The 24,187-nt window shown below is 62.0% G+C and carries 17 protein-coding genes and 1 tRNA gene; 11 read left to right on the forward strand and 7 right to left on the reverse strand.

The features are described from left to right. Positions 1-3 precede the first annotated feature (3 nt). Together chrA and ACIROY_RS07230 are read left to right on the forward strand one after the other, a co-directional pair. Entirely contained in the window at positions 4-1,200 is a 1,197-nt protein-coding gene (gene chrA / locus ACIROY_RS07225) for a chromate efflux transporter (protein ID WP_402340831.1), read from the forward strand. A gap of 182 nt (positions 1,201-1,382) precedes the next feature. Then, positions 1,383-2,375 carry an SLAC1 anion channel family protein gene (locus tag ACIROY_RS07230; protein ID WP_402340834.1) on the forward strand — a complete coding sequence of 331 codons (993 nt, stop codon included), beginning with the start codon at positions 1,383-1,385 and terminating at the stop codon, positions 2,373-2,375. 13 nt (positions 2,376-2,388) lie between these two features. Here the strand turns inward: ACIROY_RS07230 and ACIROY_RS07235 are convergent, their stop codons facing one another. Next, on the reverse strand, positions 2,389-3,354 hold the full coding sequence (locus ACIROY_RS07235; RefSeq protein WP_402340837.1) for a GlxA family transcriptional regulator: 966 nt from the start codon (positions 3,352-3,354) through the stop codon (positions 2,389-2,391). Between the two features lie 112 nt (positions 3,355-3,466). Further along, a complete protein-coding gene (locus ACIROY_RS07240; RefSeq protein WP_402273883.1) occupies positions 3,467-4,093 on the reverse strand; it encodes a flavin reductase family protein in 627 nt (208 codons plus the stop codon). A gap of 127 nt (positions 4,094-4,220) precedes the next feature. On the opposite strand from ACIROY_RS07240, the gene ACIROY_RS07245 reads away from it, so the two are divergent. From ACIROY_RS07245 to ACIROY_RS07260, 4 genes are read left to right on the forward strand one after another with little or no spacing between them, the layout of a single operon-like run. Then, positions 4,221-6,110: an ABC transporter permease gene (locus tag ACIROY_RS07245; RefSeq protein ID WP_402340840.1), complete on the forward strand. Its 1,890-nt coding sequence runs from the start codon at positions 4,221-4,223 to the stop codon at positions 6,108-6,110. Further along, on the forward strand, positions 6,107-6,883 hold the full coding sequence (locus ACIROY_RS07250) for an ABC transporter ATP-binding protein (RefSeq protein ID WP_402340842.1): 777 nt from the start codon (positions 6,107-6,109) through the stop codon (positions 6,881-6,883). The genes ACIROY_RS07245 and ACIROY_RS07250 overlap by 4 nt, the downstream gene beginning before the upstream one ends. Continuing rightward, complete coding sequence (locus tag ACIROY_RS07255) at positions 6,880-7,605, forward strand: ABC transporter ATP-binding protein (protein WP_402340845.1); 726 nt, start codon at positions 6,880-6,882, stop codon at positions 7,603-7,605. The genes ACIROY_RS07250 and ACIROY_RS07255 overlap by 4 nt, the downstream gene beginning before the upstream one ends. A gap of 28 nt (positions 7,606-7,633) precedes the next feature. Further along, entirely contained in the window at positions 7,634-8,944 is a 1,311-nt protein-coding gene (locus ACIROY_RS07260) for an NAD(P)/FAD-dependent oxidoreductase (protein WP_402340848.1), read from the forward strand. A gap of 100 nt (positions 8,945-9,044) precedes the next feature. Here the strand turns inward: ACIROY_RS07260 and ACIROY_RS07265 are convergent, their stop codons facing one another. After that, complete coding sequence (locus tag ACIROY_RS07265) at positions 9,045-10,532, reverse strand: hypothetical protein (RefSeq protein WP_402340850.1); 1,488 nt, start codon at positions 10,530-10,532, stop codon at positions 9,045-9,047. 320 nt (positions 10,533-10,852) lie between these two features. Further along, positions 10,853-12,604 (reverse strand): putative bifunctional diguanylate cyclase/phosphodiesterase, encoded by a 1,752-nt coding sequence (locus ACIROY_RS07270; protein ID WP_402340853.1) that lies wholly within the window; start codon positions 12,602-12,604, stop codon positions 10,853-10,855. A gap of 288 nt (positions 12,605-12,892) precedes the next feature. Between ACIROY_RS07270 and ACIROY_RS07275 the strand changes: the two genes are divergently transcribed. Continuing rightward, positions 12,893-14,602 carry a methyl-accepting chemotaxis protein gene (locus tag ACIROY_RS07275; protein WP_402340856.1) on the forward strand — a complete coding sequence of 570 codons (1,710 nt, stop codon included), beginning with the start codon at positions 12,893-12,895 and terminating at the stop codon, positions 14,600-14,602. A 217-nt stretch (positions 14,603-14,819) separates the two neighbouring features. On the opposite strand, the gene ACIROY_RS07280 is transcribed toward ACIROY_RS07275, so the two are convergent. Beyond that, positions 14,820-15,293 (reverse strand): Lrp/AsnC family transcriptional regulator, encoded by a 474-nt coding sequence (locus ACIROY_RS07280; protein ID WP_402273899.1) that lies wholly within the window; start codon positions 15,291-15,293, stop codon positions 14,820-14,822. 136 nt (positions 15,294-15,429) lie between these two features. On the opposite strand from ACIROY_RS07280, the gene mdeB reads away from it, so the two are divergent. The 4 genes from mdeB to ACIROY_RS07300 all read left to right on the forward strand — a co-directional run bounded on the left by mdeB (position 15,430) and on the right by ACIROY_RS07300 (position 22,907). Next, positions 15,430-18,132, forward strand: a complete 2,703-nt coding sequence (gene mdeB / locus ACIROY_RS07285; RefSeq protein ID WP_402340859.1) for an alpha-ketoglutarate dehydrogenase — start codon at positions 15,430-15,432, stop codon at positions 18,130-18,132. Positions 18,133-18,407: 275 nt separating this feature from the next. Continuing rightward, on the forward strand, positions 18,408-19,262 hold the full coding sequence (locus ACIROY_RS07290; protein ID WP_402340862.1) for an undecaprenyl-diphosphate phosphatase: 855 nt from the start codon (positions 18,408-18,410) through the stop codon (positions 19,260-19,262). Between the two features lie 111 nt (positions 19,263-19,373). Next, positions 19,374-21,209, forward strand: coding sequence for a DNA helicase RecQ (gene recQ / locus ACIROY_RS07295; RefSeq protein ID WP_402273906.1), 1,836 nt, complete (start codon positions 19,374-19,376; stop codon positions 21,207-21,209). A gap of 123 nt (positions 21,210-21,332) precedes the next feature. Next, positions 21,333-22,907 carry a methyl-accepting chemotaxis protein gene (locus ACIROY_RS07300; protein ID WP_402340864.1) on the forward strand — a complete coding sequence of 525 codons (1,575 nt, stop codon included), beginning with the start codon at positions 21,333-21,335 and terminating at the stop codon, positions 22,905-22,907. 146 nt (positions 22,908-23,053) lie between these two features. Here ACIROY_RS07300 and trmB read toward each other — a convergent pair whose 3' ends face one another. Beyond that, a complete protein-coding gene (gene trmB, locus ACIROY_RS07305; RefSeq protein ID WP_402340867.1) occupies positions 23,054-23,773 on the reverse strand; it encodes a tRNA (guanosine(46)-N7)-methyltransferase TrmB in 720 nt (239 codons plus the stop codon). Positions 23,774-23,883: 110 nt separating this feature from the next. Beyond that, positions 23,884-23,957, reverse strand: a tRNA-Gly gene (locus ACIROY_RS07310). Between the last annotated feature and the right edge of the window lie 230 nt (positions 23,958-24,187).

Consider the following 24,187-nt stretch of genomic DNA (forward strand, 5'->3'; position numbering starts at 1 on the left):
TCGATGAACAGCCTTCGGAATGGCAGCGAGACAGTACGCCTGTTCTTTGTATTTCTCAAACTTGGCCTGACGGCATTCGGCGGACCCGTCGCGCATCTTGCCTACTTCCGGCAAGAGTTCGTCGTACGCAGAAACTGGTTCAGCGAACAGGCCTATGCGGATATCGTCGCGCTGTGCCAGTTCCTTCCCGGCCCAGCGAGCAGCCAGGTCGGCATGGCGGTCGGCATCTCGCGCGCCGGTATTCCTGGAGCCATCGCGGCCTTCATGGGGTTTACCTTGCCCTCGGCGCTTGCACTGGTCCTGTTCGCGATCGGATTGAGTCACTTCAGCGCCCAGTTGGGCGTGGGCTGGATACACGGTCTAAAAGTCGTGGCGGTATCGGTGGTGGCGCAGGCGCTATGGGGAATGAGCAGGACGCTCGCGCCAGACATGAAACGCGCCGTGATGGCCGGGGTCGCTGCCGCCGTCGTCCTGACGGCGCCGTCGTCAATCGGGCAGGTCGCCGCAATTGCCATCGGCGGCTTGTACGGGTTCGCGTTTCTCGCAACACCAACCGCGCCCCACGACGCGAGACTGCATGTCACGATCAGCCGTACCACAGGCATCGCAAGTCTGTTCCTTTTTATCGGTTTCCTGATCATCTTGCCGATCATCGCCGAAGGATCCGGCATCTATGCACTGAAGCTGTTCAGCGGCTTCTATCGCGCCGGCGCCTTGGTGTTTGGCGGCGGCCACGTCGTGCTGCCGCTGCTGCAAGCCGAAGTCGTGCCGGCCGGATGGGTGTCGAACGACGCATTCCTCGCCGGTTACGGCGCGGTGCAGGCTGTTCCCGGCCCTCTCTTCACGTTCGCCACGTTCCTGGGAGCGATATCTTCGCAAACGCCGAATGGATGGACGGGCGCGGCAATCGCGACGTTTGCCATCTTCTTGCCGGCCTTCCTGTTGATCGTCGCTTTCGCGCCGTTCTGGGAGTCGCTGCGTCGATACGGGGCCGTGCGAAGGGCGATGCTGGGCATCAACGCCGCCGTGGTCGGGATACTCCTGGCGGCATTCTACAATCCCGTCTGGAGCAACGGCATCCGGTCCTGGAACGATTTCTGGCTCGGACTCGCCGCCTTTTTGTTGCTGGCGTTCGGGAAGTGGCCGCCGTGGCTTGTCGTCCTCTGCACGGCTGTTGCTGCCGGACTACTCTCGGCATAGCGCGCTCCCACCATCGGCTTGATGCAACGCATCAACGCCGTGTCATCACGCAACAGCCCCTGATCGTTTTCGGGACAAGCAATCACGCTTTTGGGACAAGCGCCGTCGGCGACGAATCAAGCGCGCAGAGCTCATGCAGAATCCGGGCATACGGTGATACACCGCATCTACATGGAGTCTGTATGGAAACTGCCTCAACCAGCCGTGCCGCCATTCCGGCCGCGCGCACGCAATCTGTCCGTCATATGCCGATCGGTCTGTTCGGCTCCGTCATGAGCATCGCCGGCCTTGCGCTGGCCTGGCGTCTGGCCGGCAAGGCCTACGGCGTCAACATCGCCGTGTCCGAGACCATCGGTGTCGTCGCACTGGCGCTGTTCGTCGTGCTGGCGCTGTCCTATCTCGGCAAGCTGATTCTGCATCCGGAAATCGTCAAGGCGGAGTTCGCACATCCTGTCAGCGGCAGCTTCTTCGGCACCGTCGGCATCAGCATCATGCTGCTCTCGAGCGTGATCGGCAGCTACAACAGCACAGCGCAACTGGTGGTCTGGTGCATCGGCACCCTCATCACGCTGGCGCTGAGCGTGCTCATGATCTCGCGCCTGCTGAACGGCAACGCCGCCCCGGCGAGCGCGGTGCCGGCTTGGCTGATCGGCGGCGTCGGCAGTCTCGACATCGTGGTCACGGGCGGCAGCTTTACCGCGAGCTGGACGCATGAGGTGAATCTGTTGGCGGCCGCCATCGGCAGCGTCAGCGCGATTGTTTTCTTCATCCTGATTTTTTCGCGCCTGATTCATCACGATCCGCTCGGCGCCGCCATGCGTCCGTCGAAGATGATCCTGATGGCGCCGTTCGCGGTCGGCTTCATCGCTTACGTCAACCTGGCGCAGAAGGTGGACATGTTCGCCGCGCTGCTGTTCTACTTCGGCCTGTTCCTGTTTGCGATCATCCTGTACCGCCTGCTGGTCAAGCCGGCGCCGTTCTCGTCGACATGGTGGGGCATCGGCTTCCCGATGGCGGCCATGACCAATGCGGCGTTCATCTACGCCGGTGCAGTGGGAGGGAAGGGGTTGGGATTCATCGCGGCGCTGCTGCTGTTTGTGCTGACGACCTCGATCATCGTGCTGTCCTTCCGCACGCTGCACGCCTTGCTTACCGGACGCTTGCTGAGCGCATAGTGCGGTCTCAGTCTCAGGTACGCTCCGCGCGAAAACCGTCTCTGTAAGTTTTCGGCGTGGTGTTCAGCTGACGCGAAAAGATCATGCGCATCTGTGTCGCGTTGCTGAAGCCGCAGCGGAACGCCACCGTCTTCAGCGGCACGTCGGTTTCCTCCAGCAGCTTACGCGCGAAGTCGATGCGGACCTGTTCGACGAACACCGACGGCGTCACGTTTGCATGCTTGGCAAAGGCGCGTGAAAAGGTGCGGCGGCTGACCCCCACCGCATCGGCGATTTCTTCAATGGTGAGGGCGTCGCTGATGTGGTCGGTCACGTATTTCAGCACCTTGGCCACCAGCGAATCCTCATTCGGTCCGACCGCAAGATAAGGGCTGTATTGCGACTGTCCACCCTCGCGGCGGATGTAGACGATCAGCCGTTTGGCCACCTTGATGGCGAGCTCGTGACCCCAGTCTTCGGCCACCAGCGCCAGGCACAGATCGATGCCGGCGGTGACGCCGCCGCAGGTAAACAGATTGCCGTCGCGCACGAAGATCTTGTCGGGCCGGACGTTCAGTTCGGGGAATTGTCTGGCGAGACGCTCGGCATGATCCCAATGCGTGGTCACTTCGCGACCGGTCAGCAATCCGGCGTGGCCCAGCAGGAAGACGCCGTTGCAGACCGCGCCGAATTTCGCGGCGCCGCGCGCGCGGTCATTCAGCCAGTCCATGAAGGCGGGATCGGGCCGGTATTCCGGTACGCGCGGCCCGCCTGCCACCAGCAGCAAGTCGCTGTCGGCGTGGAAATTCGGATAGTCGACATGGACCCGGAACTCCATCCCGCTGGAGCACATGACGCTGTCCGGCCGTTCGCCCACCAGCGTAATCTGGTAATGATCCTTGGCCGGCAGCAACAGGTTGGCCTCCGAGAACACATCCAGGGGGCCAGCCACGTCCAGCGCTTGTACGCCGTCAAAGACAACCAGGGTCAGCTTCTTCATCACATCGTTCCTTGCGGCTCAGCATGCCGTGTTTTTATTGTTGGCCCAGCGCGCGCATGCGGCCGGGGTCCAACTTTATCAGGAAATCCCGGCGTTTCTATCTTGCTTCCCTTCATTTCTCCCAACCGCGCGGACGCGACAATTCAAAGTTGGCGTCGCTGCGCGTGCGGCCATACCAGTCGCCGCCCATTCGCGCCAGCAAATTGAGTTTGACCGGGTCGGGCAGTTGCTTGTCGTTGAGGATGCTCTCGTCGAAATGCGCGGCCAGCACGCGGCCCAGCAGGATGTGGCAAGACGGCGCGTCGGCGGGATAGGGCGTGCAGCTGACCAGTTCGCATTCGAGGCTGACCGGCGCTGCCGCGACGCGCGCGGGCCGCACCAGTGTCGACGGTGCGGTGGCGACGCCGCAGCGCTCGAATTCGCTGACGTCGGCGTCGTATGAGAACGAGGTTTCGTTCATGGCGTCGGCCATGTCGAAGCCGACCAGGTTCACCACCAGCTGGCCGGTCTCTTGTGCATTGCGCACGGTGTCCTTGATGCCGCCGTCGCGTTGCACCAGCGGCGAAATCATCACCGTCGGCGGCTTGCCCGTGATCATCTGGAAGAAGCTGAACGGCGCCAGATTGCTCACGCCCGCCGCCGACACGGTGGACACCCAGGCCACCGGCCGCGGGATGACGGCCGAGGCCAGCCAGCTATACGCCTGGCGCGGATCAACCTGGGAAAAATCAAGAAACATGCAGACTCCATTGTTGGCAAGGGTGGGCGCACAGGACGTTTGGCGGCGCGGCATCGTATACTCTAGCCCAATATTCCCCGATGGCGTGCGCGCAAGCCGCAGCGCCGTCCTCCGGCAAATACATGCAATGACCTTTTCCAGCCTCGCAGTACAACTGATCAACGGCCTTGCCGACGCCTCCGCCATGTTCCTGGTGGCGGCCGGCCTGTCGCTGATTTTCGGCGTCACGCGCATCGTCAATTTCGCCCACGGCTCGTTCTACATGCTCGGCGTATTCATCGCCTATACGCTGGTGAGCCTGATCGGCGCCAGCGGCGTCGGCTTCTGGAGCGCGGTGCTGCTGTCGGCCTGCGTGGTGGCGCTGCTCGGCGCGCTGGTCGAGATCACCATCCTGCGCCGCATCTATCGCGCACCCGAGCTGTTCCAGTTGCTGGCGACATTTGCGGTGGTGCTGGTGCTGAAAGACGCCGCCCTCTACCTGTGGGGGCCGGAAGACCTGTTCGGTCCGCGCGCCCCCGGCCTGGCCGGCTCGGTGGAGCTCCTCGGACGTCGCCTGCCGCAATACGACCTGGTGCTGATCGTCATCGGCCCGGTCGTGCTTGGTCTGTTGTGGCTGCTGCTCAACCGCACGCGCTGGGGCACACTGATCCGCGCGGCGACCCAGGATCGCGAAATGGCCGGTGCGCTCGGCATCAACCAGTCATGGCTGTTCACCGGCGTGTTCGCGCTCGGCTGCTTCCTCGCCGGCCTGGGCGGCGCGCTGCAGGGGCCGCGCATCCCGGCCACCCTGGCGCTCGACCTGGAAACCATCGGCAACGCCTTCGTGGTGGTGGTCGTCGGCGGCATGGGTTCAATCGGCGGCGCCTTCCTGGCGGCCTTGCTGATCGCCGAAATCAAGGCGCTGTGCGTGGCCTTCGGCCAGATCTCGATTGGCGGGGTCGTGGTCTCGCTGTCCAAGTTGACGCTGGTGGCCGAGTTCCTCGTCATGGCGCTGATCCTGGTGCTACGACCCTGGGGCCTGCTCGGCAAGCCGCAGGTCGCCAATCGTGTCGCCGGTCCGCCCGAGGTGCCGCTGCGCCCGGCAAACACCCTGCAGCGCCGTGTTGGCGTGGCCGGGTTTGTCTTGCTGCTGGCAGCGCCGCTGCTGGCCGGTAGCTTCCCTTACCTGAGCGTGTTGCTGGTGGAAATCCTGATCGCCGTGCTGTTCGCCGCCAGCCTGCATTTCATCATGGGGCCGGGCGGCATGCATTCCTTCGGTCATGCCGCGTATTTCGGCTTGGGCGCCTATGCGGCGGCGCTGGTGTTGACCGGCCTGCACCTGCCGATGGAAGTGGCGCTCATCGCCGGCCCGCTGGCGGGCGCAGTCGGTGCGCTGCTGTTCGGCTGGTTCTGCGTGCGGCTGTCGGGCGTCTACCTGGCGATGCTGACGCTGGCGTTCGCGCAGATCGTCTGGGCCATCGTGTTCCAGTGGGACGAGGTCACCGGCGGCAGCAACGGCCTGGTCGGCATCTGGCCTTCGGCCTGGGCGGCATCGCCGACAGCTTTTTACTATCTGGCGCTGGCGTTCAGCGTGGCGGGCGTGTTGCTGCTACGGCGCGTGCTGTTTGCGCCGTTCGGCTACGCCATGCGCGCCGGCCGCGATTCGCCATTGCGCGCCGAAGCGATCGGCATCGACGTCAAGCGCGTGCAATGGATGGCCTTCATTGTTGCCGGCTTGTTCTGCGGCATGGCCGGTGCGTTGTTTGCGTTTTCCAAGGGCAGCATTTCACCGGAAGCGATCAGCGTGAGCCGCTCGGTCGACGGCCTCGTGATGGTCATGCTGGGCGGCATCCAGACGCTGTTCGGGCCGGTGGCCGGTGCGGCCGTGTTCACCTGGCTGCAGGACGTGATCGCGCGCGAGACGGATTACTGGCGCGCCCTGCTGGGAGCGGTCATCCTGGCGCTGGTGCTGTTGTTCCCTGCAGGTATCGCCGGCTTCTCCAGCAGATGGCGCAAGAACCCAGGGGAGGCCGCATGAGCCTGCTGCAAGTACGCGACCTCGGCAAGAGTTTTGGCGGCGTCAAGGCGCTGGACGGCGTGTCCTTCGACCTGCCTGAAGGCCAGTTGCTGGCCCTGCTGGGGCCGAACGGCGCCGGCAAGTCGACCTGTTTCAATATCCTCAACGGCCAGTACAAGCCCGACGCCGGCACGGTGCACTTCGACGGCCGCGAGATCAGCAATGCGCGCAGCAGCATGCAGCCGCGCGATGTCTGGCGTCTGGGCGTCGGCCGCACCTTCCAGATCTCCGCCGCCTTCAGCTCCCTGACCGTCGTCGAAAACATCCAGATGGCGCTGATCTCGCGCGAGCGCAAGGTGTTCAGCCTGTGGCGTCCGGCGGCCAGCAGGTATCGCGATGAAGCGATGGAACTGCTGGCCACGGTCGGTATGGCCGCACAGGCGCAGCGTCCCTGCGGCGTATTGGCTTACGGCGACGTCAAGCGCGTCGAGCTGGCGATCGCGCTGGCCAACCGTCCGCGCCTGCTGCTGATGGATGAGCCCACCGCCGGCATGGCGCCGGGTGAGCGCAACGAACTGATGGCGCTGACCAAGGAGCTGGTGGTCGAGCGCAAGCTCTCGGTGCTGTTTACCGAGCACAGCATGGACGTGGTGTTCGCCTTCGCCGATCGCATGATCGTGTTGGCGCGCGGCCGCATCATCGCGCAAGGTGACGGCGAAACCATCCGCAATCATCCGCAGGTGCAGGAGGTGTATCTGGGCACCGGCAAGACATTCGAAAAGGAAGCGCGATGAGCGGCGTGCAGACGGACAGCCTGTTGCGTGTCGAGAATCTCAACGCCTGGTACGGCCAGGCCCACATCCTGTTCGACGTCGGCCTGGAAGTCCGGCGCGGCGAAGTGGTGGCGCTGATGGGCCGCAACGGCGCCGGCAAGTCGACCACGATGAAGGCCGTCATGGGATTGCTCGATCGCGCCGACGGCAAGGTCGTGTTTCGCGGCCAGGATATCAGCCGTACGCAGCCGCACAAGATCGCGCGCATGGGCATGGGTTACGTGCCGGAAGACCGGCGCATCTTTTCCGAGCTGAGCGTGCTCGAGAATCTCGAAGTCGGCCGCCAGCCGCCGCGGCCCGATGCCTTCGTGTGGACGCCGCAGCAATTGTTCGAGTTGTTCCCCAATCTCGGTGAAATGCCGCAGCGCGCCGGCGGCCACATGAGCGGCGGCGAGCAGCAGATGCTGACCGTCGCGCGCACGCTGATGGGCAATCCTTACCTGGTGCTGCTGGACGAGCCGTCCGAAGGCGTGGCGCCGGTGATCGTCGAACAGATGGCCGACATGATCCTGCGCCTGAAGCAGGCCGGCATGGCGATCCTGCTGTCGGAACAGAACCTGCATTTCGCCGGCCTGGTCAGTGACCGCGCCTACATCCTCGAAAACGGCCACATCCGCTACCAGGGCACCATGCAGGAACTGGCGCGCGATGACGCCGTGCGCCGCGCTTACCTGGCAGTGTAGTGACGCCAAACTGCGTATACTTGAGGCCATGACTACGCCCACTTCCTCCGCTTCCCCCTCAGAAATTTCTGCCGCCTCCGTGCAGCGCCACGTCGTCGTCATCGGCGCCGGCGCGGTGGGGTTGATGAGCGCGCTGCATGCGCTCGACCAGGGTTTGCAGGTGACCATCGTCGATCCGGGGCAGCCGGGTGGCGAGCATGCCTCGAGCTACGGCAACGCCGGCTGGCTGTCTTCGCATTCGGTGCTGCCGCCTTCCGAGCCTGGCGTGTGGAAGAAGGTGCCGGGTTTCCTGGCGGATCCGCTGGGGCCGCTATCGGTGCGCTGGCGCTACCTGCCGCGCACCTTGCCGTGGCTGTTGCGCTATCTGGTGGCCGGTTCCACGACAGCGCGCATCAGCGCGGCTGCGGCGGCATTGCGGCCGCTGCTGCAGGGCGCGGCGCCGCTGCACAAGAAAATCGCGGACCGCGCCGGCGTCGGCGACCTGATCGACCTTGGCGGTCTGCTGCACATCTATCGTTCGCGCGAGCACTTCGAAACCGACGCGCGGGGCTGGGGCATTCGCCGCAAGCTTGGCATCGGCTGGCAGGAATTGTCTGCGCAGGAACTGCACGCACGCGAACCGGACCTTGATCCGTCCTACGGTTTCGCCGTGCTGATTCCGGAAGCCGGGCATTGCCGCAATCCCGGTGCGTACATCGCGGCGTTGGCGGCGCATGCCTGCGCACGCGGCGCGCGTCTGAAGGCGACGACGGCAACAGGTTTTCGTTTTGAAGGGAAGAAACTGGTGGGGGTGCAGACCGACGCCGGTGACATCGTTTGCGACGCCGCCGTCATCGCCGCCGGCGCGCAGTCGAAAGCATTGGCCGCGCAAGCCGGCGACAAGGTGCCGCTGGAAACCGAGCGCGGCTACCACGCCATGGTGCTCGCGCCCGAAGGCCGGCCGCGCACCCCGATGATGATCATGGACCGCAAGGTCATCGCCACGCAGACGCAAGAGGGCTTGCGCGTGGCGGGACAGGTCGAGATTGCGTCCTTCGATGCCGCGCCGGACTGGCGGCGCGCCGCGATCATGCGCGACCTCGCATTGAGTTTGTTCCCGGCGCTGCCGCGCGACTTGCCTGTGAATCGTGTGCGTTACTGGCTGGGACGTCGTCCCAGCATGCCGGACGGCTTGCCCTGCATCGGCCCGTCGTCGCGCAGCGCCGACATCATCCACGCCTTCGGCCACGGCCATATCGGACTCGGATCATCGGCGCGTACCGGGCGCCTGGTCGGGCAGTTGCTGGCGGGGCAGTTGCCCGAGATTGACATGGCGCCGTTCAGTGCGCAGCGCTTCTGATTCCGTCGCTCTGCCGTGCCGGTTTCAATTGAGACAGGTCAGGAATTTCTCCCTCCGCCAGCCGCACGGCGCTTGGCCGGCGGGGGAGGGGATAAAGGCGCTACTTTGCCAGATGCAGGGAGTGCCCGTTTTTGGAGCGAGAGCTGAGGAACTTCTCGGCGAAATAAATCAGCATGATATTGAGTCCGATGGTGCCAAACAGCAGGTAGGTCTGATTCGGAACGTAGCCAAAGCTGCATAAGCGATAGGCAACGATCTGGCCGAACAGCGAACACAGGATCAGATTTCTTCCACAGAACCGGAAGACCAGAAATTCCACCGCACCGGCGGCCAGGCCTGTCACCAGCACGGCAAAAAGCAAGAACAGGAACGAGCCCGGATAGAAGCAGAAGGCGACGATTCCTGGCAGGCTGATGAAGTGATTCTTGGTGCTGTCCATCGTGAGGTACGGCGACGTGATCAGATTCAGGTCATAGAAGCTGGTGCTGCTTTCGGTATAGCGCTCAGCCCAGGCCTGCCGCCATAAATCCCAGCCCAGCGCATCGTGGCTGGAGACTGCCAGGACGCCTTCAATTCCTACCCATCGATCTACAAACAGTGGCGGTGCCATGTTCAGGCTGACGGAAATGCTGCGCTCGGTGGACAATGCGGCTTCGCCTTGCTGATGCACCGACGGGGCACTCATCAGAGCAAGTATTGAGCCTTCGGAACGCAGGTAATTGACGGTCAGTACGGACCCGACAAACAGCACGACGAACGCGCAGGCAATGACGCCGAAAAACTGGAGGCGGCTGCGCACGCCGCGAAAGCGCAGATTCACCATGAGACCGTAGAACAGTGCACTGGTATTGAGGATCATGCCACGGCTCAGCAGCGACACATTGGTCAGGCAGCTTTCCAGCAGCGAAATCAGGGCCAGCGACAGCGTACGTTTCTGATTGACGACATATTCAAACTTGAACATCAGCGCCGCGAACGCAGAAAGTCCGAACAGCAGCAGCCATTTGTAAATGCCGCTCATATGGAATGGCAGGATCGTCTGCGCCACTTCGCCACGCTGATAAATGCCGAAATAAAGATTGCTGAGGCCAATAAAAGCGGCCAGCAAGAAATAACCCAGCCATAGTATCTTCCGGTGCTTGCAATAAAAGGCATACAAGCCGGGCTGGTAAATACTGCCGTCATGCTTGTCGGCATAATGGAAATAGCGTTGCCGTAGCAGCGACGCCAGGATCAGCCCCAGCATGCCGCATGACGCGACCAGCAGGCCGCGGTCAAAGGCCGCGCCGGAGTGGTCGAACGTACCGACCGCTTCGCTGAACTGACCTTTCGTGAATATGATGCGCAAGGTCAGCTTGAGCCAGAATCCGAGCCAAAAGAAGACACCGATGAAGGCATCGAAGAAGATCGCCTTTTTTCGGAATCCCATTGCCAGCAAGGCATTCGCGAGAAGCGAGAAAAGCAGGTAGACGTACCAGTGGCCCGCATAGAAGCCGAGCGCGTAGACGGAGCTGCTTCCGGTCGCAAGGGCGAACGCGATGAGCAGCACTGTGGGGAAATTTAATTGCCGTGATTCAGGTGAATGCATGCAGGACCATAGTGGAATTCATTTATGTAGCGACAATATGGTGATGCTTACAGGGTGCGGAACATATCCCGACGTACTCTTCTGAAGTACGAACCAGCTAGGTTTTGGAGAGATAGTATTTGTAATGTTGCATTATTTACAACTTCGCATCTGCGTATGCGGGCGCGTAGTCCTTGATTGGCTAAGCACCAGCTATCCTATAGGCAGTGAAAACAGGGATTTAGTTCCGGGCGCTCGATGTTGCGGCTACCGGAGCATGGCAACGCCGGAGCTCAAAGATGAAGAGAGCGGGAAGGCGACCGACCGCGCTTCCGCAGAAATTAGTTCAGATAAGCCAAAAATTCCTCCGCCGCCACCGGCCGTGCGAAGAAATATCCCTGCACTTCATCACAGCCCCAGTCCTTCACCAGGCCCATGATCTCTTCGGTCTCGACGCCTTCGGCGACGATACGGTAGTCGAGGTCTTTGGCCAGCGCGATGATGGAGCGCACGATGCGCTGGTCGCGCTGGTTGGCGTGGACATTGCGGATCAGCGATTGATCCAGCTTGACCGTGGTCGCCGGCACATATTGCAGGTAGGAGAAATTGCTGTAGCCGGTGCCGAAGTCGTCGAGCGCAATGCTCATGCCAAGGCTGCGGATGTCATGCAAGGTCTGCAATACCTTTTCGCTGTTCATCCACAAGCCTTCGGTGCATTCGATCTCGATCTGCGACGGTGAAATGTCGTAGCGATTACACAGTTCGGCCAGGCGGGCGCAAATGTTGGGCTCTTCCAGGTTGCGCGCCGAGACGTTGAGCGCGATCTTCGGACGTTTGCCGATCGCGGCCCAGGCACGCATCTGCCTGAACGCGCTTTCCAGCACCCAGTCGGTCACGGGTTTGACCAGCGCGGTCTTTTCCACCAGCGGAATGAACTCAGCCGGCGAAATCGCACCGAGTTCGGCGTGCGTCCAGCGCAGCAGCGCTTCGGCGCTGTGACAGGTATTGCTGGCGAGATCCAGCTTTGGTTGAAACACCAGGCGGAATTCATCGGCATGCAGCACCTGCGGAATATCGTTCAGCAAGCGGAATGCGCGCCGGTGGGTGTCGTCTTCCTGCTCGTTGTAGATCGACCAGCGGCGTTGCTCGCTCTGAGCCTGCTTGATCGCCGCCAGCGCCTTGCGCGGCGCATCGAGCACGCCTTCGCGGTCGGTGTTGAAGCTCACCATCCCGGCGTTGAGCGCCAGGTTCAACGGAATGTTCTGGATATGCAGCGGTGCATCGAAGGCGTCGTCCATGCCGCCCAGCACCGTGTGGAAATTCTCCACGTCATGCGCATGTGACAGCAGCGCGAAGCGCGTGCCGACGATGTGGAACACCGTCGCATGTTCATGCATCATCGTTTGCAGGCGTCGCCCGGTATTGCGCACCAGTTCATCGTAGGCCGCTGCGCCGAGCGCGCTGGCAATGTCATGCGCGGCAGCGGCGTCGGGCATGTCGAGATAGACCAGCGCCCGTTTTTCGGCGACGCCCATGGCAGCCAGCAGGTCGAGCTCATCGGCCAGCTGATGCGAATTGGCCATGCCGGAAATCGGATCGAGCCGGTCGACTGCGCGGCGCAGCGACAAGTGCGACATCACCAGCGAGGCCAGGCGTTGCAACTGGGCGCGGTCGTCTTCGCTCATCGTGCGCGGCACCTTGTCGGCGATACAGAAGCTGCCGATGGCGTGGCCGTCGGCGGTCAGCAGCGGCGCGCCGGCATAGAAGCGCACCGCGCTCGGACCGGTCACCAGCGGGAAATCGCGGAAGCGCGGATCGAGGTGGGTGTCTTCGATCACCATCGGTTCGGCAGTGCGGATGGTGTAGTCGCAGAACGATTCCTTGCGCGGCGTCTCGCGCATGGTCATGCCGACGCTGCGCTTGATCCACTGGCGCTCGCCGTCAATCAGCGAGATGAAGGCCATCGGCACCTTGAAATGGCGCGCCGCCAGGTGGGTGATGTGTTCCAGTCCGTCCGCAACCTTGCTGTCGAGCACGGCCAGCGCATCAAGTTGTCGCAAGGCCAGAATGCGCTCTGTTTCTCGGGTATCCATTACTGCTGCCTGTAGGTAATTTTTATGATGGGTGCATAGCTATGCATTGGTAGGCATGCCAGCCTGCGCCGGCTGCAACCCCCTCGCAACCGTACTGACCGCACATGATAGCGGTTGCCGAAAAAACAAGCATGACGCCACCCAATTTCTCTGAAGAAAGCATGTGCTTTCATCCACTCAGGAAAAGCCCGATATTCGCCCGCACCGATTTATCTGAAAATCTGTTCACCCACTAGAAACATCCAGCAGTCCCGGCAGTCCCCTCACACAACCCCAAGGGAGAACAACATGAAAAACTGGAAAATCGGCGTACGCCTCACTATCGGTTTTGGCATCGTCCTGGCACTGCTGGTCGCCGGAGCAACATTCGGCCTGCGCCAGGTCGCCAAGCTGAACGATCGTGTCGAATTCATCACATCGGTCGATGAAGGTAAATTGTTGGCGCTGAGCAAGGTTCAGTTCGCCGTCGGCCTGCGCGCCATCGCGGCCCGCAACCTGGTGCTGGTGACTGACCCGGCGCAGCAAAAAGGCGACATCGAACTGATCACCAAAGCACAGAAAGACATCGACAGCGGCATGCAGGAATTGACCGCATTGACGAAGAACCCGGCTGACGCCACTGCCAAGGAGCGCGAGATGCTCGAACAGCTGCGCGCACTGGAAGGCAAATACCTGCCAATCGCCACCAAGATCGGCGCATTGGCCACAACCCAGCAGACTGAAGCAGCCAAGGCATCGCTGGTCGCCGACTGCATGCCGCTGCTCAAGCAAGTGATCGCCCATATCAACGAATTCAACGTCGTGATGCGTACCAGCGCCACCGAGAGCGTTACTGCAGCGCAAGAAGCCTACGAAGTGTCGAAGTGGACCATGCTGGCCTTGAGCGCGGTCTCGCTGCTGCTCGGTTCGCTGATCGCCTGGTGGCTGACCCGCTCGATCTCGCGTCCTCTGAAGGAAGCCGTGACGATTGCACAAAACGTCAGCGCCGGTGACCTGACCAGCACCATCACGGTCGACAGCAAGGATGAACTGGGTCAGCTGAAACTGGCTCTCAAGGAAATGAACGACAACCTGCTGCGCATCGTCGGCGACGTCCGTCACGGCACCGACACCATTGCGACTGCCTCGAGCGAAATCGCCACCGGCAATCTGGACCTGTCGTCCCGTACTGAACAGCAAGCCGGCTCCCTGCAGGAAACCGCTTCGGCGATGGAAGAACTGACCGCCACCGTCAAGCAAAACGCCGAGAACGCACAACAAGCCAACAAGCTGGCGACAACAGCCTCCGACATCGCCGTCAAGGGTGGCGCAGTGGTGGCCCGTGTGGTGGAAACCATGGCCTCGATCAACGAGTCGTCGAAGAAAGTGGTCGACATCATCGGCGTCATCGACGGCATTGCTTTCCAGACTAACATCCTTGCGCTCAACGCCGCAGTGGAAGCGGCACGTGCAGGTGAACAAGGGCGCGGTTTTGCGGTGGTCGCTTCGGAAGTGCGCAGCCTGGCCCAGCGTTCGGCTTCGGCAGCAAAGGAAATCAAGCAACTGATCGGTACTTCGGTCGAAAAGGTCGATGCCGGCGCAGCGCTGGTTGACGAAGCCGGCGCCACCATGGGCGAGATCCTCGACAGCATCCAGCGCGTCACCGGCATCATGGGCGACATCAGCTCGGCCAGCGACGAACAGACCCGCGGCATCGAACAGATCAACCACGCCATCGCCCAGATGGATCAGGTAACGCAACAAAACGCCGCGCTGGTGGAAGAAGCCGCCGCTGCTGCAGCGTCGATGCAAAGCCAGACCAGCAGCCTGGCCGAACTGGTCAGCGTGTTCAAGCTCGACGATCAGCACATGGAATACGCAACAGAACAGGCAGCGCCGGCCCTGGCCTTGAACACAAGCCGCAACGTCGTGTCGTCCAAAGCGGCCCAGGTGCATCACCTGCCCAAGCCAGCCAGCGCACCGGCCTTGTCGCTGGACAACCTGAGCTACGCCGCGTAATTCGGAATACGGAATGCGGAAGACGCTGAAAGCAGGTCAATGAATTTGTAGTGGGGGTAGTAGCTGTAAGCAGCAAGCAGTTCTGTAGTGGGGTGAGGGAGTGAGGTGCAGCATGCGCAAGCAAGGCCTCATGAACCGACGTGATGAACGTCGGTGCAGGCGGTTCGCAGCGATGCGATCCGCCTTTTTTTATTTCTGCCGGAACAACGGAAGAAAATCAGCGCGGCAGGTTGCCCAGCGGCAGCGCGGTCTTGTACTTGACCTGCTTGAGCGCGAAGCTGGAGCGGATGTTCTTGATGCCGGGGATCTTGGTCAGGTGGTCCAGCACGAAATGCTCAAGCGCCTGCAGGTCCGGCACCACCAGGCGCAACAGATAATCTTCGTCGCCGGTCATCAGGTAAACCTCCATGACTTCGTCGAAGGCGCTCACCGCTTCTTCGAACTGCGCCAGCGTGGCCGACTCCTGTTTCTCCAGGCTGATCTTGATGAAGACATTGACCTTGAGCCCGAGCAGGTGCGGATTGCCCAGCGCGACGTAACGCGAGATGATGCCTTCGTTCTCCAGCCGCTTGACGCGCGCCAGCGTCGGCGACGGAGAAAGGTTAATCTTGGAAGATAGTTCGAGATTACTCAGCGCGCTGTTTTGCTGCAGCATGCTCAGAATACGTAAATCGATGGCGTCGAGTTCCATATGCAGAATTTATCTCCGTGAATTTTGTGTGGGCGGCATTTTGTGCTGTTTATTGTATGCCAAAGCGTCGATTTCAGTGACTCATGCGGCCTGCTCAGGCGTACAGTCGTCAATTCACTCAGGAGGAGACCAGAAAGTGGATCTGTCATCAGCTAGCGGCATCGCCAAAGACATCGATATCGACGCACAAGAAACCCAGGAATGGCTGCAGGCGCTGCAAGGCGTATTGCAGGAAGTCGGACCCGACCGCGCGCGCTTTCTGCTGTCGCGCATGTCGGCCGCCGCCCAGCAATGGGGCATCAACTGGCGCGACGCCCGCAACACCCCTTACATCAACACCATTCGCCCCGAGCAGGAGCCTCCCTTCCCGGGCGGTTCCGACGCCCAGGCGATTGAAGAACACCTGGCCTCGGTCATGCGCTGGAACGCGCTGGCGATGGTGGTGCGCGCCAACCGCGCCTACGGCGAACTGGGGGGCCACATTGCCAGCTACGCCTCCGCCGCCGACCTGTTCGAAGTCGGGTTCAACCATTTCTTCCGCGCGCGCGACGAGCAGTTCGCCGGCGATCTGGTCTACTTCCAGCCGCATTCGGCGCCCGGCATTTATGCCCGCGCGTTCCTCGAAGGCGCACTGACCGAAGACGACCTCGGCTTCTATCGCCGCGAGATCGAAGCCAAGAAACACGGCAAGCAAGGCCTGTCGTCGTATCCGCATCCGTGGCTGATGCCGCACTTCTGGCAGTTTCCGACCGGCTCGATGGGCATCGGCCCGATCAATGCAATTTACCAGGCGCGTTTCCTGCGCTACCTCGAACATCGCGGCCTGTTGCAAGACCAGGGCCGCAAGGTGTGGGGCGTGTTCGGCGACGGCGAAATGGACGAGCCGGAATCGCTGGCCGCCCTGAGTCTTGCCTCGCGTGAAAAACTCGACAACCTGATCTTCGTGGTCAACTGCAATCTGCAGCGCCTGGACGGTCCGGTGCGCGGCAACGGCCACATCGTCGACGAGCTGGAGACCATCTTCGCCGGCGCCGGCTGGAACGTTGTCAAGCTGCTGTGGGGTTCGGACTGGGACAGCCTGTTCGCACGCGACAAGGACGGAGAACTGATCGATGCGCTCAACCGCACCGTCGACGGCCAGTTGCAGACCTTCGCCGCCAACGACGGCGCGTTCAATCGCGAGCACTTCTTCGGCCAGACCGCCGGCACGCGCCGCATCGCCGAGACGCTCACCGACGAAGAAATCAATCGCCTGCGTCGCGGCGGCCACGACATGAAGAAGATCCATGCCGCCTACGCCGCCGCCGCCAACCATCGCGGCCAGCCGACCGTGATCCTGGCGCAGACCAAGAAGGGCTACGGCATGGGTGCGGCAGGCGAGGGCAAGATGACCACGCACCAGCAAAAGAAGCTCGACGAAGAAGTGCTGATCGCCTTCCGCAATCGCTTCAAGCTGCCGATCAGCGATGAGGAATGCAAGAATCTGGCGTTCTACAAACCGGCCGCCGGCAGCGCCGAGATGAAGCATCTGCTGGCGCGCCGCGCCTCGCTGGGCGGACGCATGCCGCGCCGCGTCGCCAACGCCGACGACAAGGCGCAATTGCGCGTGCCGGCCATCGAGACCCACGCCAAATTCGCGCTTGAGGCCGAAGGCAAGGAAATGTCGAGCACCATGGCGCTGGTGCGCATGTTGGGCAGCATGCTCAAGGACGCCGATCTTGGTCGCTATGTGGTGCCGATCGTCGCCGACGAAGCGCGCACCTTCGGCATGGCCAACCTGTTCCGCCAGGTCGGCATCTATTCTTCGCAAGGCCAGTTGTACGAGCCGGAAGACATCGGCTCCATCCTGTCCTACCGCGAAGCCAAGGATGGCCAGATCCTCGAAGAAGGCATCACCGAAGCCGGCGCGATTTCGTCGTGGACGGCGGCGGCGACCAGCTATTCGGTGCACGGCCTGCCGATGCTGCCGTTCTACATCTACTACTCGATGTTCGGCTTCCAGCGCATCGGCGACCTGATCTGGGCGGCGGCCGACCAGCGTGCGCGCGGCTTCCTGATCGGCGCCACCTCGGGCCGCACCACGCTCGGCGGCGAAGGCCTGCAACACCAGGACGGCAGCAGCCACGTGACCGCCGCCGGCATTCCGAATTGCGTGTCCTACGATCCGGCCTACGCCTACGAGATGGCGGTGATCGTCGACGACGGCATGCGTCGCATGCTGGAGCGCAACGAAGACGTGTTCTATTACGTCACCGTCACCAACGAGAACCAAGAGCAGCCGAGCTTGCCGCAAGACCGCGACGTCAAGGACGGCATCTTGCGCGGCATGTACTGCCTCGCACCGCAAGCCGACGCGCAGGTGCGCCTGCTGGCCGCCGGACCGATGCTCAAGGAAGCGCTGTCGGCTGCACGCACGCTGCAGGAGCAGTTCGGCGTCACGGCCGAGGTGTGGAGCGTCACCAGCTTCACCGAGCTGGCGCGCGACGGTATCGCCGCCGAACGCCAGGCGCGTCTGCAGCCGGGCGTGAAGAGCGTGCTTCCGTATGTCACGCAGCAGCTGCAATCCGGCAAGGCGCCCGTCATCGCCGTCAGCGACTACGTGCGCACCTTGTCCGAAAGCATCCGCGCCTACGTGCCGGCGCGCTACGTCACGCTGGGCACCGACGGTTTCGGCCGCAGCGACACGCGCGCCAACCTGCGCGACTTCTTCGAAGTCGATGCTCGCTGGATCGCCTACACCGCGCTGACCGAAGTCTTCGGCGCCGATGCAGGCAAGCTCAAGGATGCCGCCGTCAAGCTGGGCGTCGATCTGGACAAGCCTTTGTCGACCTCGGTCTGAGCGATTAGCTGCAAACGGATTCGCCGCTTACCCAAGCAGTGAAGTGAACGCCATCTGCCGCCACGAGCGCAGGTGGCGTTTTTCTTTGCTGACGTCGGCCTGACGCCGGTCTGACTTATTGTCTGACTTAGTTCGAGAAAATCCCGCCAAGGACGCGGACTTTGGCGCAAAACCCCCACCTTCCGCGCCAAGCCAGTAAAATGCTGACTTCGCCCGGCCTTGCCGCCGGCAAACACCGATTTCCACCCACTTACTTTCCCTTACTCCCCCTCAGCATGGATACTCTCCTCGCGCTCAAAGCGCTCATCATGGGCATCGTAGAAGGCCTGACCGAATTTCTGCCGATTTCTTCCACCGGACACCTGATCCTTGCCGGCAGTCTGCTCAATTTCGCCGGTCCGGGCTTCTCCAAGGAAAAGGTCGACGTCTTCGAAATCGTCATCCAGGCCGGCGCCATCCTGGCCGTGTGTTGGGAATACCGCGTGCGCATCGCCTCGGTGCTGATCGGCCTGTTTTCCGATCGCAAGGCACAGCGCCTGGTGATCAACCTGATCATCGCCTTCCTGCCGGCGGCGATCCTCGGTCTGTTGTTCAGCAAGAGGATCAAGGCCGTACTGTTCGCACCGGTGCCGGTGGCGATCGCCTTCATCGTCGGCGGCCTGATCATCCTGTGGGTCGAGCGTCGCAACAAGGGCCGCATGGGCTACTCCTCCTCGCGCATCGATTCGGTCGACGACATGACGCCGCTGGACGCGCTCAAGGTCGGCTGTGCACAGGCCTTCGCGCTGATCCCGGGCACCAGCCGTTCCGGCGCCACCATCATCGGCGGCATGATGTTCGGCCTGTCGCGCAAGGCCGCGACCGAGTTCTCGTTCTTCCTGGCGATTCCGACGCTGTTCGCCGCCACCATTTATTCGCTGTACAAGGAACGCGCGCTGCTGAGCGCCGCCGACGTGCCGCTGTTCACGATCGGCACCGTGGCCGCCTTCGTCTCGGCCTTCCTGTGCGTGCGCTGGCTGCTGCGCTACATCAGCTCGCATGATTTCACTGCGTTCGCGTGGTACCGCATCGTGTTTGGCCTGGTGATCCTCGTTACTGCCTACACCGGCGTGGTGGCCTGGGTAGAGTAAGCTCATTGCATCAAGGGCGGCACATTACTGTGTCGCCCCGGCCAGGATTCGACCCAGCCTCGTGTAATTGATGTTTTTATTGGTTGTGGTCAGCAAGGGATGTCGCATCACATGTCAGAACTCGTTCAGGAGCAGCAGAGCAAAGCGCTGCACATACTCGAAACCGTATTCGGCTACTCGTCGTTCCGCGGCCAGCAGGCCGACATCGTCCAGCACGTGGTGCAAGGCGGCGATGCGCTGGTGCTGATGCCGACCGGCGGCGGCAAGTCGCTGTGCTACCAGGTGCCGGCGCTGGTGCGTGACGGCGTGGGCGTGGTGGTGTCGCCGCTGATCGCGCTGATGCAGGACCAGGTCGATGCGCTCGCTGAAGTCGGCGTGCGCGCCGCCTTCCTCAATTCCACCCAGACCTTCGACGAAGCGATGCAGATCGAGCGACGCGTGCGCAGCGGCGATATCGACCTGCTCTACGTCGCGCCCGAGCGCCTGATGACGCCGCGCTGCCTCGAGTTGCTGGAAGCCGCGCACATCGCGCTGTTCGCCATCGACGAGGCGCATTGCGTGTCGCAATGGGGCCACGATTTCCGTCCTGAATACATCAAGCTGTCGGTGCTGCACGAGCGCTTCCCCAACGTCCCGCGCATTGCGCTGACCGCGACCGCCGACCAGCAGACCCGCGAAGAAATCATCCATCGCCTGCAGCTCGAAGACGCGCGCCAGTTCGTGTCGTCCTTCGACCGCCCCAACATCCGCTACCAGATCGTCGAAAAAGCCAACGGCCGCAAACAGCTGCTCGACTTCATCGAGAGCGAGCACCCCGAAGACGCCGGCGTCGTGTACTGCCTGTCGCGCAAGAAGGTCGAAGAGACCGCCGAATTCCTCAAGCAGAGCGGCATCAACGCATTGCCCTACCATGCCGGCATGGACTACGCCAAGCGCACCGCCAACCAGTCGCGCTTCCTGCGCGAAGACAAGATCGTCATGGTCGCCACCATCGCCTTCGGCATGGGCATCGACAAGCCCGACGTGCGCTTCGTCGCCCATCTGGACCTGCCCAAGAGCATCGAAGGCTACTACCAGGAAACCGGCCGCGCCGGCCGCGACGGCTTGCCGGCCAACGCCTGGATGGCCTACGGCCTGCAAGACGTGGTGCAACAGCGCCGCATGATCTCCGAATCCGAAGCCGACGAAACCTTCAAGCGCGTGCTCGGCATCAAGCTCGACGCCATGCTCGGCCTGTGCGAAACCCTGCATTGCCGCCGCGTGCGCCTGCTCGATTATTTCGGCCAGCACGGCCAGCAAGCCTGCGGCAACTGCGACATCTGCCTGACGCCGCCGGTGTCCTTCGACGGCACCCTGATGGCGCAAAAACTCTTGTCGACCGTCTATCGCGTCGAGCAGCGTTTTGCCGCCGGCCATGTGCTGGACGTCTTGCGCGGCATCGATGGCGAGAGAGTGAAGCAATGGCGCCACGACCAGTTATCGGTGTTCGGCATCGGCAGCGAATATGGCGAAGCCGAATGGCGCGCCGTGCTGCGCCAGGTCATCGCGCTGGGTTTGCTGAGCGTCGACCATGAAAACTACAGTTCGCTCAAGCTCACCGAAGAAGCCAAGCCGGTGTTGCGCGGCGAACAAAAGATCCAGCTGCGCCAGTACCAGAAACCGGTCAAGCCCAAGCGCACGTCCTCCTCCAAATCCAACTACGTCGAGACCGACCTTTCCAGCGAAGAACAGACCATCTTCGACAAGCTGCGCTGGTGGCGCGTCGAGACCGCGCGCAAACACAACGTGCCGGCCTACGTCATCTTCCACGACGCCACCATGCGCGAAATTGCCAAGGCCAAACCGTCTTCCCTTGACGACCTGCGCGGTGTTACCGGTGTTGGCGAAAAGAAACTTGAAACCTACGGCGCGGAAATCATTTCCCTGATCCGGGAAATTTCCGGCTAGGTCTTCAGCGGCGGGGTTCTCCTGCCGTTAATGTAATTATTCTGATAAGAAACCGACCGGCCGTGCGCAGCCGGTCGGTTCCGCTCGCTGCCATAGTTCCGCGCTGACATGCATGGAGGGTATATGAAGCTGACCGATTTCAGGATAGGCACGCGTCTGGGTTTGCTGGCGGCCTTATTGTTGCTGGCGACTGTTTTCGTCGGCGTACGCGGATGGATGACGCTCAACGAAAGCTTTGAGCAGAACACGCAGGCGATGCAAAAAGCCGGCACCATCGAAAAAGCCATCGACTCCGCCCGCAGCGCCCAGGTGCAATTCAAGATCCAGGTACAGGAATGGAAGAACACCTTGCTGCGCGGCAAGGATGACGCCACCTTCAACAAGTACCGCCAGGCCTTCATCGACGAAGGCAAAGCCACCCAGGTCAACCTCGAGAAGCTCACCACCTTGCTACCGGCGCTCGGCATGAGCACCGACAAGCTCAAGCAGGCGCAGAAGGCGCACGCCGATCTCGGCGTCCACTATCTCGCCGCGCTCCAGAATGAATTTAAACCGGAAGACCGCGACAGCGTCGCCCGCGTCGATGAGGCCGTCAAAGGCGCGGACCGCCTGCCGACCCAGATGATCGACGACATCGTCGCCGAGGTGCGCAAGTCCGCCGACAAATTCCGGGAAGAGATCGCCCTCGATGCCGCCGCCGATTATCGCGAAGCGCGCCTGACGCTGGTGGTGTCGATCGTGCTGGCGCTGATCCTCGGCAGCATCGTCACAGTCTGGCTGGTCACCAGCATCACGCGTCCGCTCAACACCGCCGTCCTGATCGCGCAGACCGTGGCCGCAGGCGACCTGCGCTCCGAAGTCATCGTCAGCGGCAAGGACGAGACCGCGCAACTGTTGCAGGCGCTCAAGGACATGAACGACAACCTGGTGCGCATCGTCAGCGAAGTGCGCAGCGGCACCGACACCATCGCCACCGCCTCCACCGAGATCGCCACCGGCAACCAGGACTTGTCCTCGCGCACCGAACAGCAAGCCGGCTCACTGGAAGAAACCGCCGCCTCGATGGAAGAGATCACCTCCACCGTGCAAAAGAACGCCGAGAACACGCAGCAGGCCAACAAGCTCGCCGCCGACGCCTCGGGCGTGGCCGTCAAGGGCGGCCAGATGGTCGCCGCCGTGGTCGACACCATGAGCGCCATCGAGCAAAGCTCGCACAAGATCGTCGACATCATCGGCGTCATCGACGGCATCGCGTTTCAGACCAACATCCTCGCGCTCAACGCCGCAGTGGAAGCAGCCCGCGCCGGAGAACAGGGCAGGGGCTTCGCCGTGGTCGCATCCGAGGTGCGCACGCTGGCCCAACGCAGCGCCACCGCCGCGAAGGAAATCAAGGAGCTCATCGGCGACTCCGTCACCAAGATCAACACCGGCACCAGCCTGGTCGGCAACGCCGGCCAGACCATGCAAGAGATCGTCGGCGCCGTCGCGCAGGTGGCCAGCATCATGGACGAGATCACGCGCGCCAACCGCGAGCAAAGCGCCGGCATCGACGAAGTCAATCGTGCGGTGGTGCAAATGGATATGGTCACGCAGCAGAACGCCGCGCTGGTGGAACAAGCCGCCGCCGCTGCAGAAAGCCTGCAGGATCAGGCGGCAGGTCTTGCGCGCACAGTCAGCGTATTCAAACTGCGCGCCTAACCTGTCCGCGATCTTACTGCGAGGCCATGATCCGGCGTCGGGCGGTGCTCGGAATCCTCACGTACTCAAGTACGTTCCGGTTCCTCCGCTCCGTCCGCCACCGGCTGATGGCCTCTCGCTACAGATCGCAAACAGGTTAGAAGAGATCAGCCCTGCTTGATAAACACCAGATCCCACACCCCGTGGCCTAAACGCAGGCCGCGGTTTTCAAACTTGGTGACGGGACGGTAATCGGGACGCGGCGCATAACCTTCGGCGGCATCGGTGCTGTTTTTCAGCGCCGGTTCCGCGCCCAGCACTTCCAGCATCTGGATCGCATACTCTTCCCAGTCGGTCGCGCAATGCAGGTAACCGCCCGGCGCCAGACGCGACGCCAGCAGACTCACCAGCGGCCCCTGGATCAGGCGGCGCTTGTTGTGGCGCGCCTTGTGCCACGGATCGGGAAAGAACACATGCACGCCCGCCAGCGAGCCCGGCGCAATCATGTTGGTCAGCACTTCAACCGCATCATGCTGGATCAGGCGCATATTGCTCAGACTCTGTTCGCCGATCTGTTTCAGCAGGCTACCCACTCCCGGCGTATGCACTTCCACGCCGATGAAATTCTTCTCCGGCATATCCGCCGCAATCTTCGCGCTGGTGTCGCCCATGCCGAAACCGATCTCGAACACCGTCGGCGCCATGCGTCCGAAGGCCGCATGGATATCCAGCGTCTCCTTCGCATACGGCAACAGGAACTGCGGACCGAGCTCCTCAATGGCGCGCGCCTGCGCACCGGACAAGCGACCCGCGCGCGTGACGAAGCTGCGGATGCGATGTTCGGTCGGATCGTAAAAAAGCGGTTTGCCGGACTTGTTTTCTGACATGGATGACTCGTGAAGCGAAAGATCGGAGGATGGAATTGTTATGCGGCGTGCAAAAGGCAGGCAAAAGGCAAATAGAGCAGCGAAGAAAAGCGCGTGATCGTCTTGCACCCTGGAGCGGGTGAAGGGGATCGAACCCTCGTCGTAAGCTTGGGAAGCTTCTGCTCTACCATTGAGCTACACCCGCGAACCCCGCATTTTACGCGGGATTTGAGGTGTTTTGTGAACTCGAGGGTTGTTCAGTGTGATGGATTCTGGGGTGGCCGATTGCTTCAAGCTGTTATCGCTTGTGTGGAGATTCGTTTCGGATGTCTTTGTTGAACTTGTATAGCTACCCGCATCCACGATGTCTTGAGTTAAGGTCAACCGGATGTGTAGCGACTCCTTAGGAGTTCATCCGTAACCTCGTATCATCCA

The sequence above is a fragment of the Herbaspirillum sp. NPDC101396 genome (assembly GCF_044767365.1).
GTDB lineage: Bacteria > Pseudomonadota > Gammaproteobacteria > Burkholderiales > Burkholderiaceae_D > Herbaspirillum.

What these genes read in the sequence shown, in the direction of transcription:
- chrA (WP_402340831.1), top strand. Translation starts at nt 4, where the DNA reads ATGAACAGCCTTCGGAATGGCAGCGAGACAGTACGCCTGTTCTTTGTA.
- ACIROY_RS07230 (WP_402340834.1), top strand. Translation starts at nt 1,383, where the DNA reads ATGGAAACTGCCTCAACCAGCCGTGCCGCCATTCCGGCCGCGCGCACG.
- ACIROY_RS07235 (WP_402340837.1), bottom strand. Translation starts at nt 3,354, where the DNA reads ATGAAGAAGCTGACCCTGGTTGTCTTTGACGGCGTACAAGCGCTGGAC.
- ACIROY_RS07240 (WP_402273883.1), bottom strand. Translation starts at nt 4,093, where the DNA reads ATGTTTCTTGATTTTTCCCAGGTTGATCCGCGCCAGGCGTATAGCTGG.
- ACIROY_RS07245 (WP_402340840.1), top strand. Translation starts at nt 4,221, where the DNA reads ATGACCTTTTCCAGCCTCGCAGTACAACTGATCAACGGCCTTGCCGAC.
- ACIROY_RS07250 (WP_402340842.1), top strand. Translation starts at nt 6,107, where the DNA reads ATGAGCCTGCTGCAAGTACGCGACCTCGGCAAGAGTTTTGGCGGCGTC.
- ACIROY_RS07255 (WP_402340845.1), top strand. Translation starts at nt 6,880, where the DNA reads ATGAGCGGCGTGCAGACGGACAGCCTGTTGCGTGTCGAGAATCTCAAC.
- ACIROY_RS07260 (WP_402340848.1), top strand. Translation starts at nt 7,634, where the DNA reads ATGACTACGCCCACTTCCTCCGCTTCCCCCTCAGAAATTTCTGCCGCC.
- ACIROY_RS07265 (WP_402340850.1), bottom strand. Translation starts at nt 10,532, where the DNA reads ATGCATTCACCTGAATCACGGCAATTAAATTTCCCCACAGTGCTGCTC.
- ACIROY_RS07270 (WP_402340853.1), bottom strand. Translation starts at nt 12,604, where the DNA reads ATGGATACCCGAGAAACAGAGCGCATTCTGGCCTTGCGACAACTTGAT.
- ACIROY_RS07275 (WP_402340856.1), top strand. Translation starts at nt 12,893, where the DNA reads ATGAAAAACTGGAAAATCGGCGTACGCCTCACTATCGGTTTTGGCATC.
- ACIROY_RS07280 (WP_402273899.1), bottom strand. Translation starts at nt 15,293, where the DNA reads ATGGAACTCGACGCCATCGATTTACGTATTCTGAGCATGCTGCAGCAA.
- ACIROY_RS07290 (WP_402340862.1), top strand. Translation starts at nt 18,408, where the DNA reads ATGGATACTCTCCTCGCGCTCAAAGCGCTCATCATGGGCATCGTAGAA.
- recQ (WP_402273906.1), top strand. Translation starts at nt 19,374, where the DNA reads ATGTCAGAACTCGTTCAGGAGCAGCAGAGCAAAGCGCTGCACATACTC.
- ACIROY_RS07300 (WP_402340864.1), top strand. Translation starts at nt 21,333, where the DNA reads ATGAAGCTGACCGATTTCAGGATAGGCACGCGTCTGGGTTTGCTGGCG.
- trmB (WP_402340867.1), bottom strand. Translation starts at nt 23,773, where the DNA reads ATGTCAGAAAACAAGTCCGGCAAACCGCTTTTTTACGATCCGACCGAA.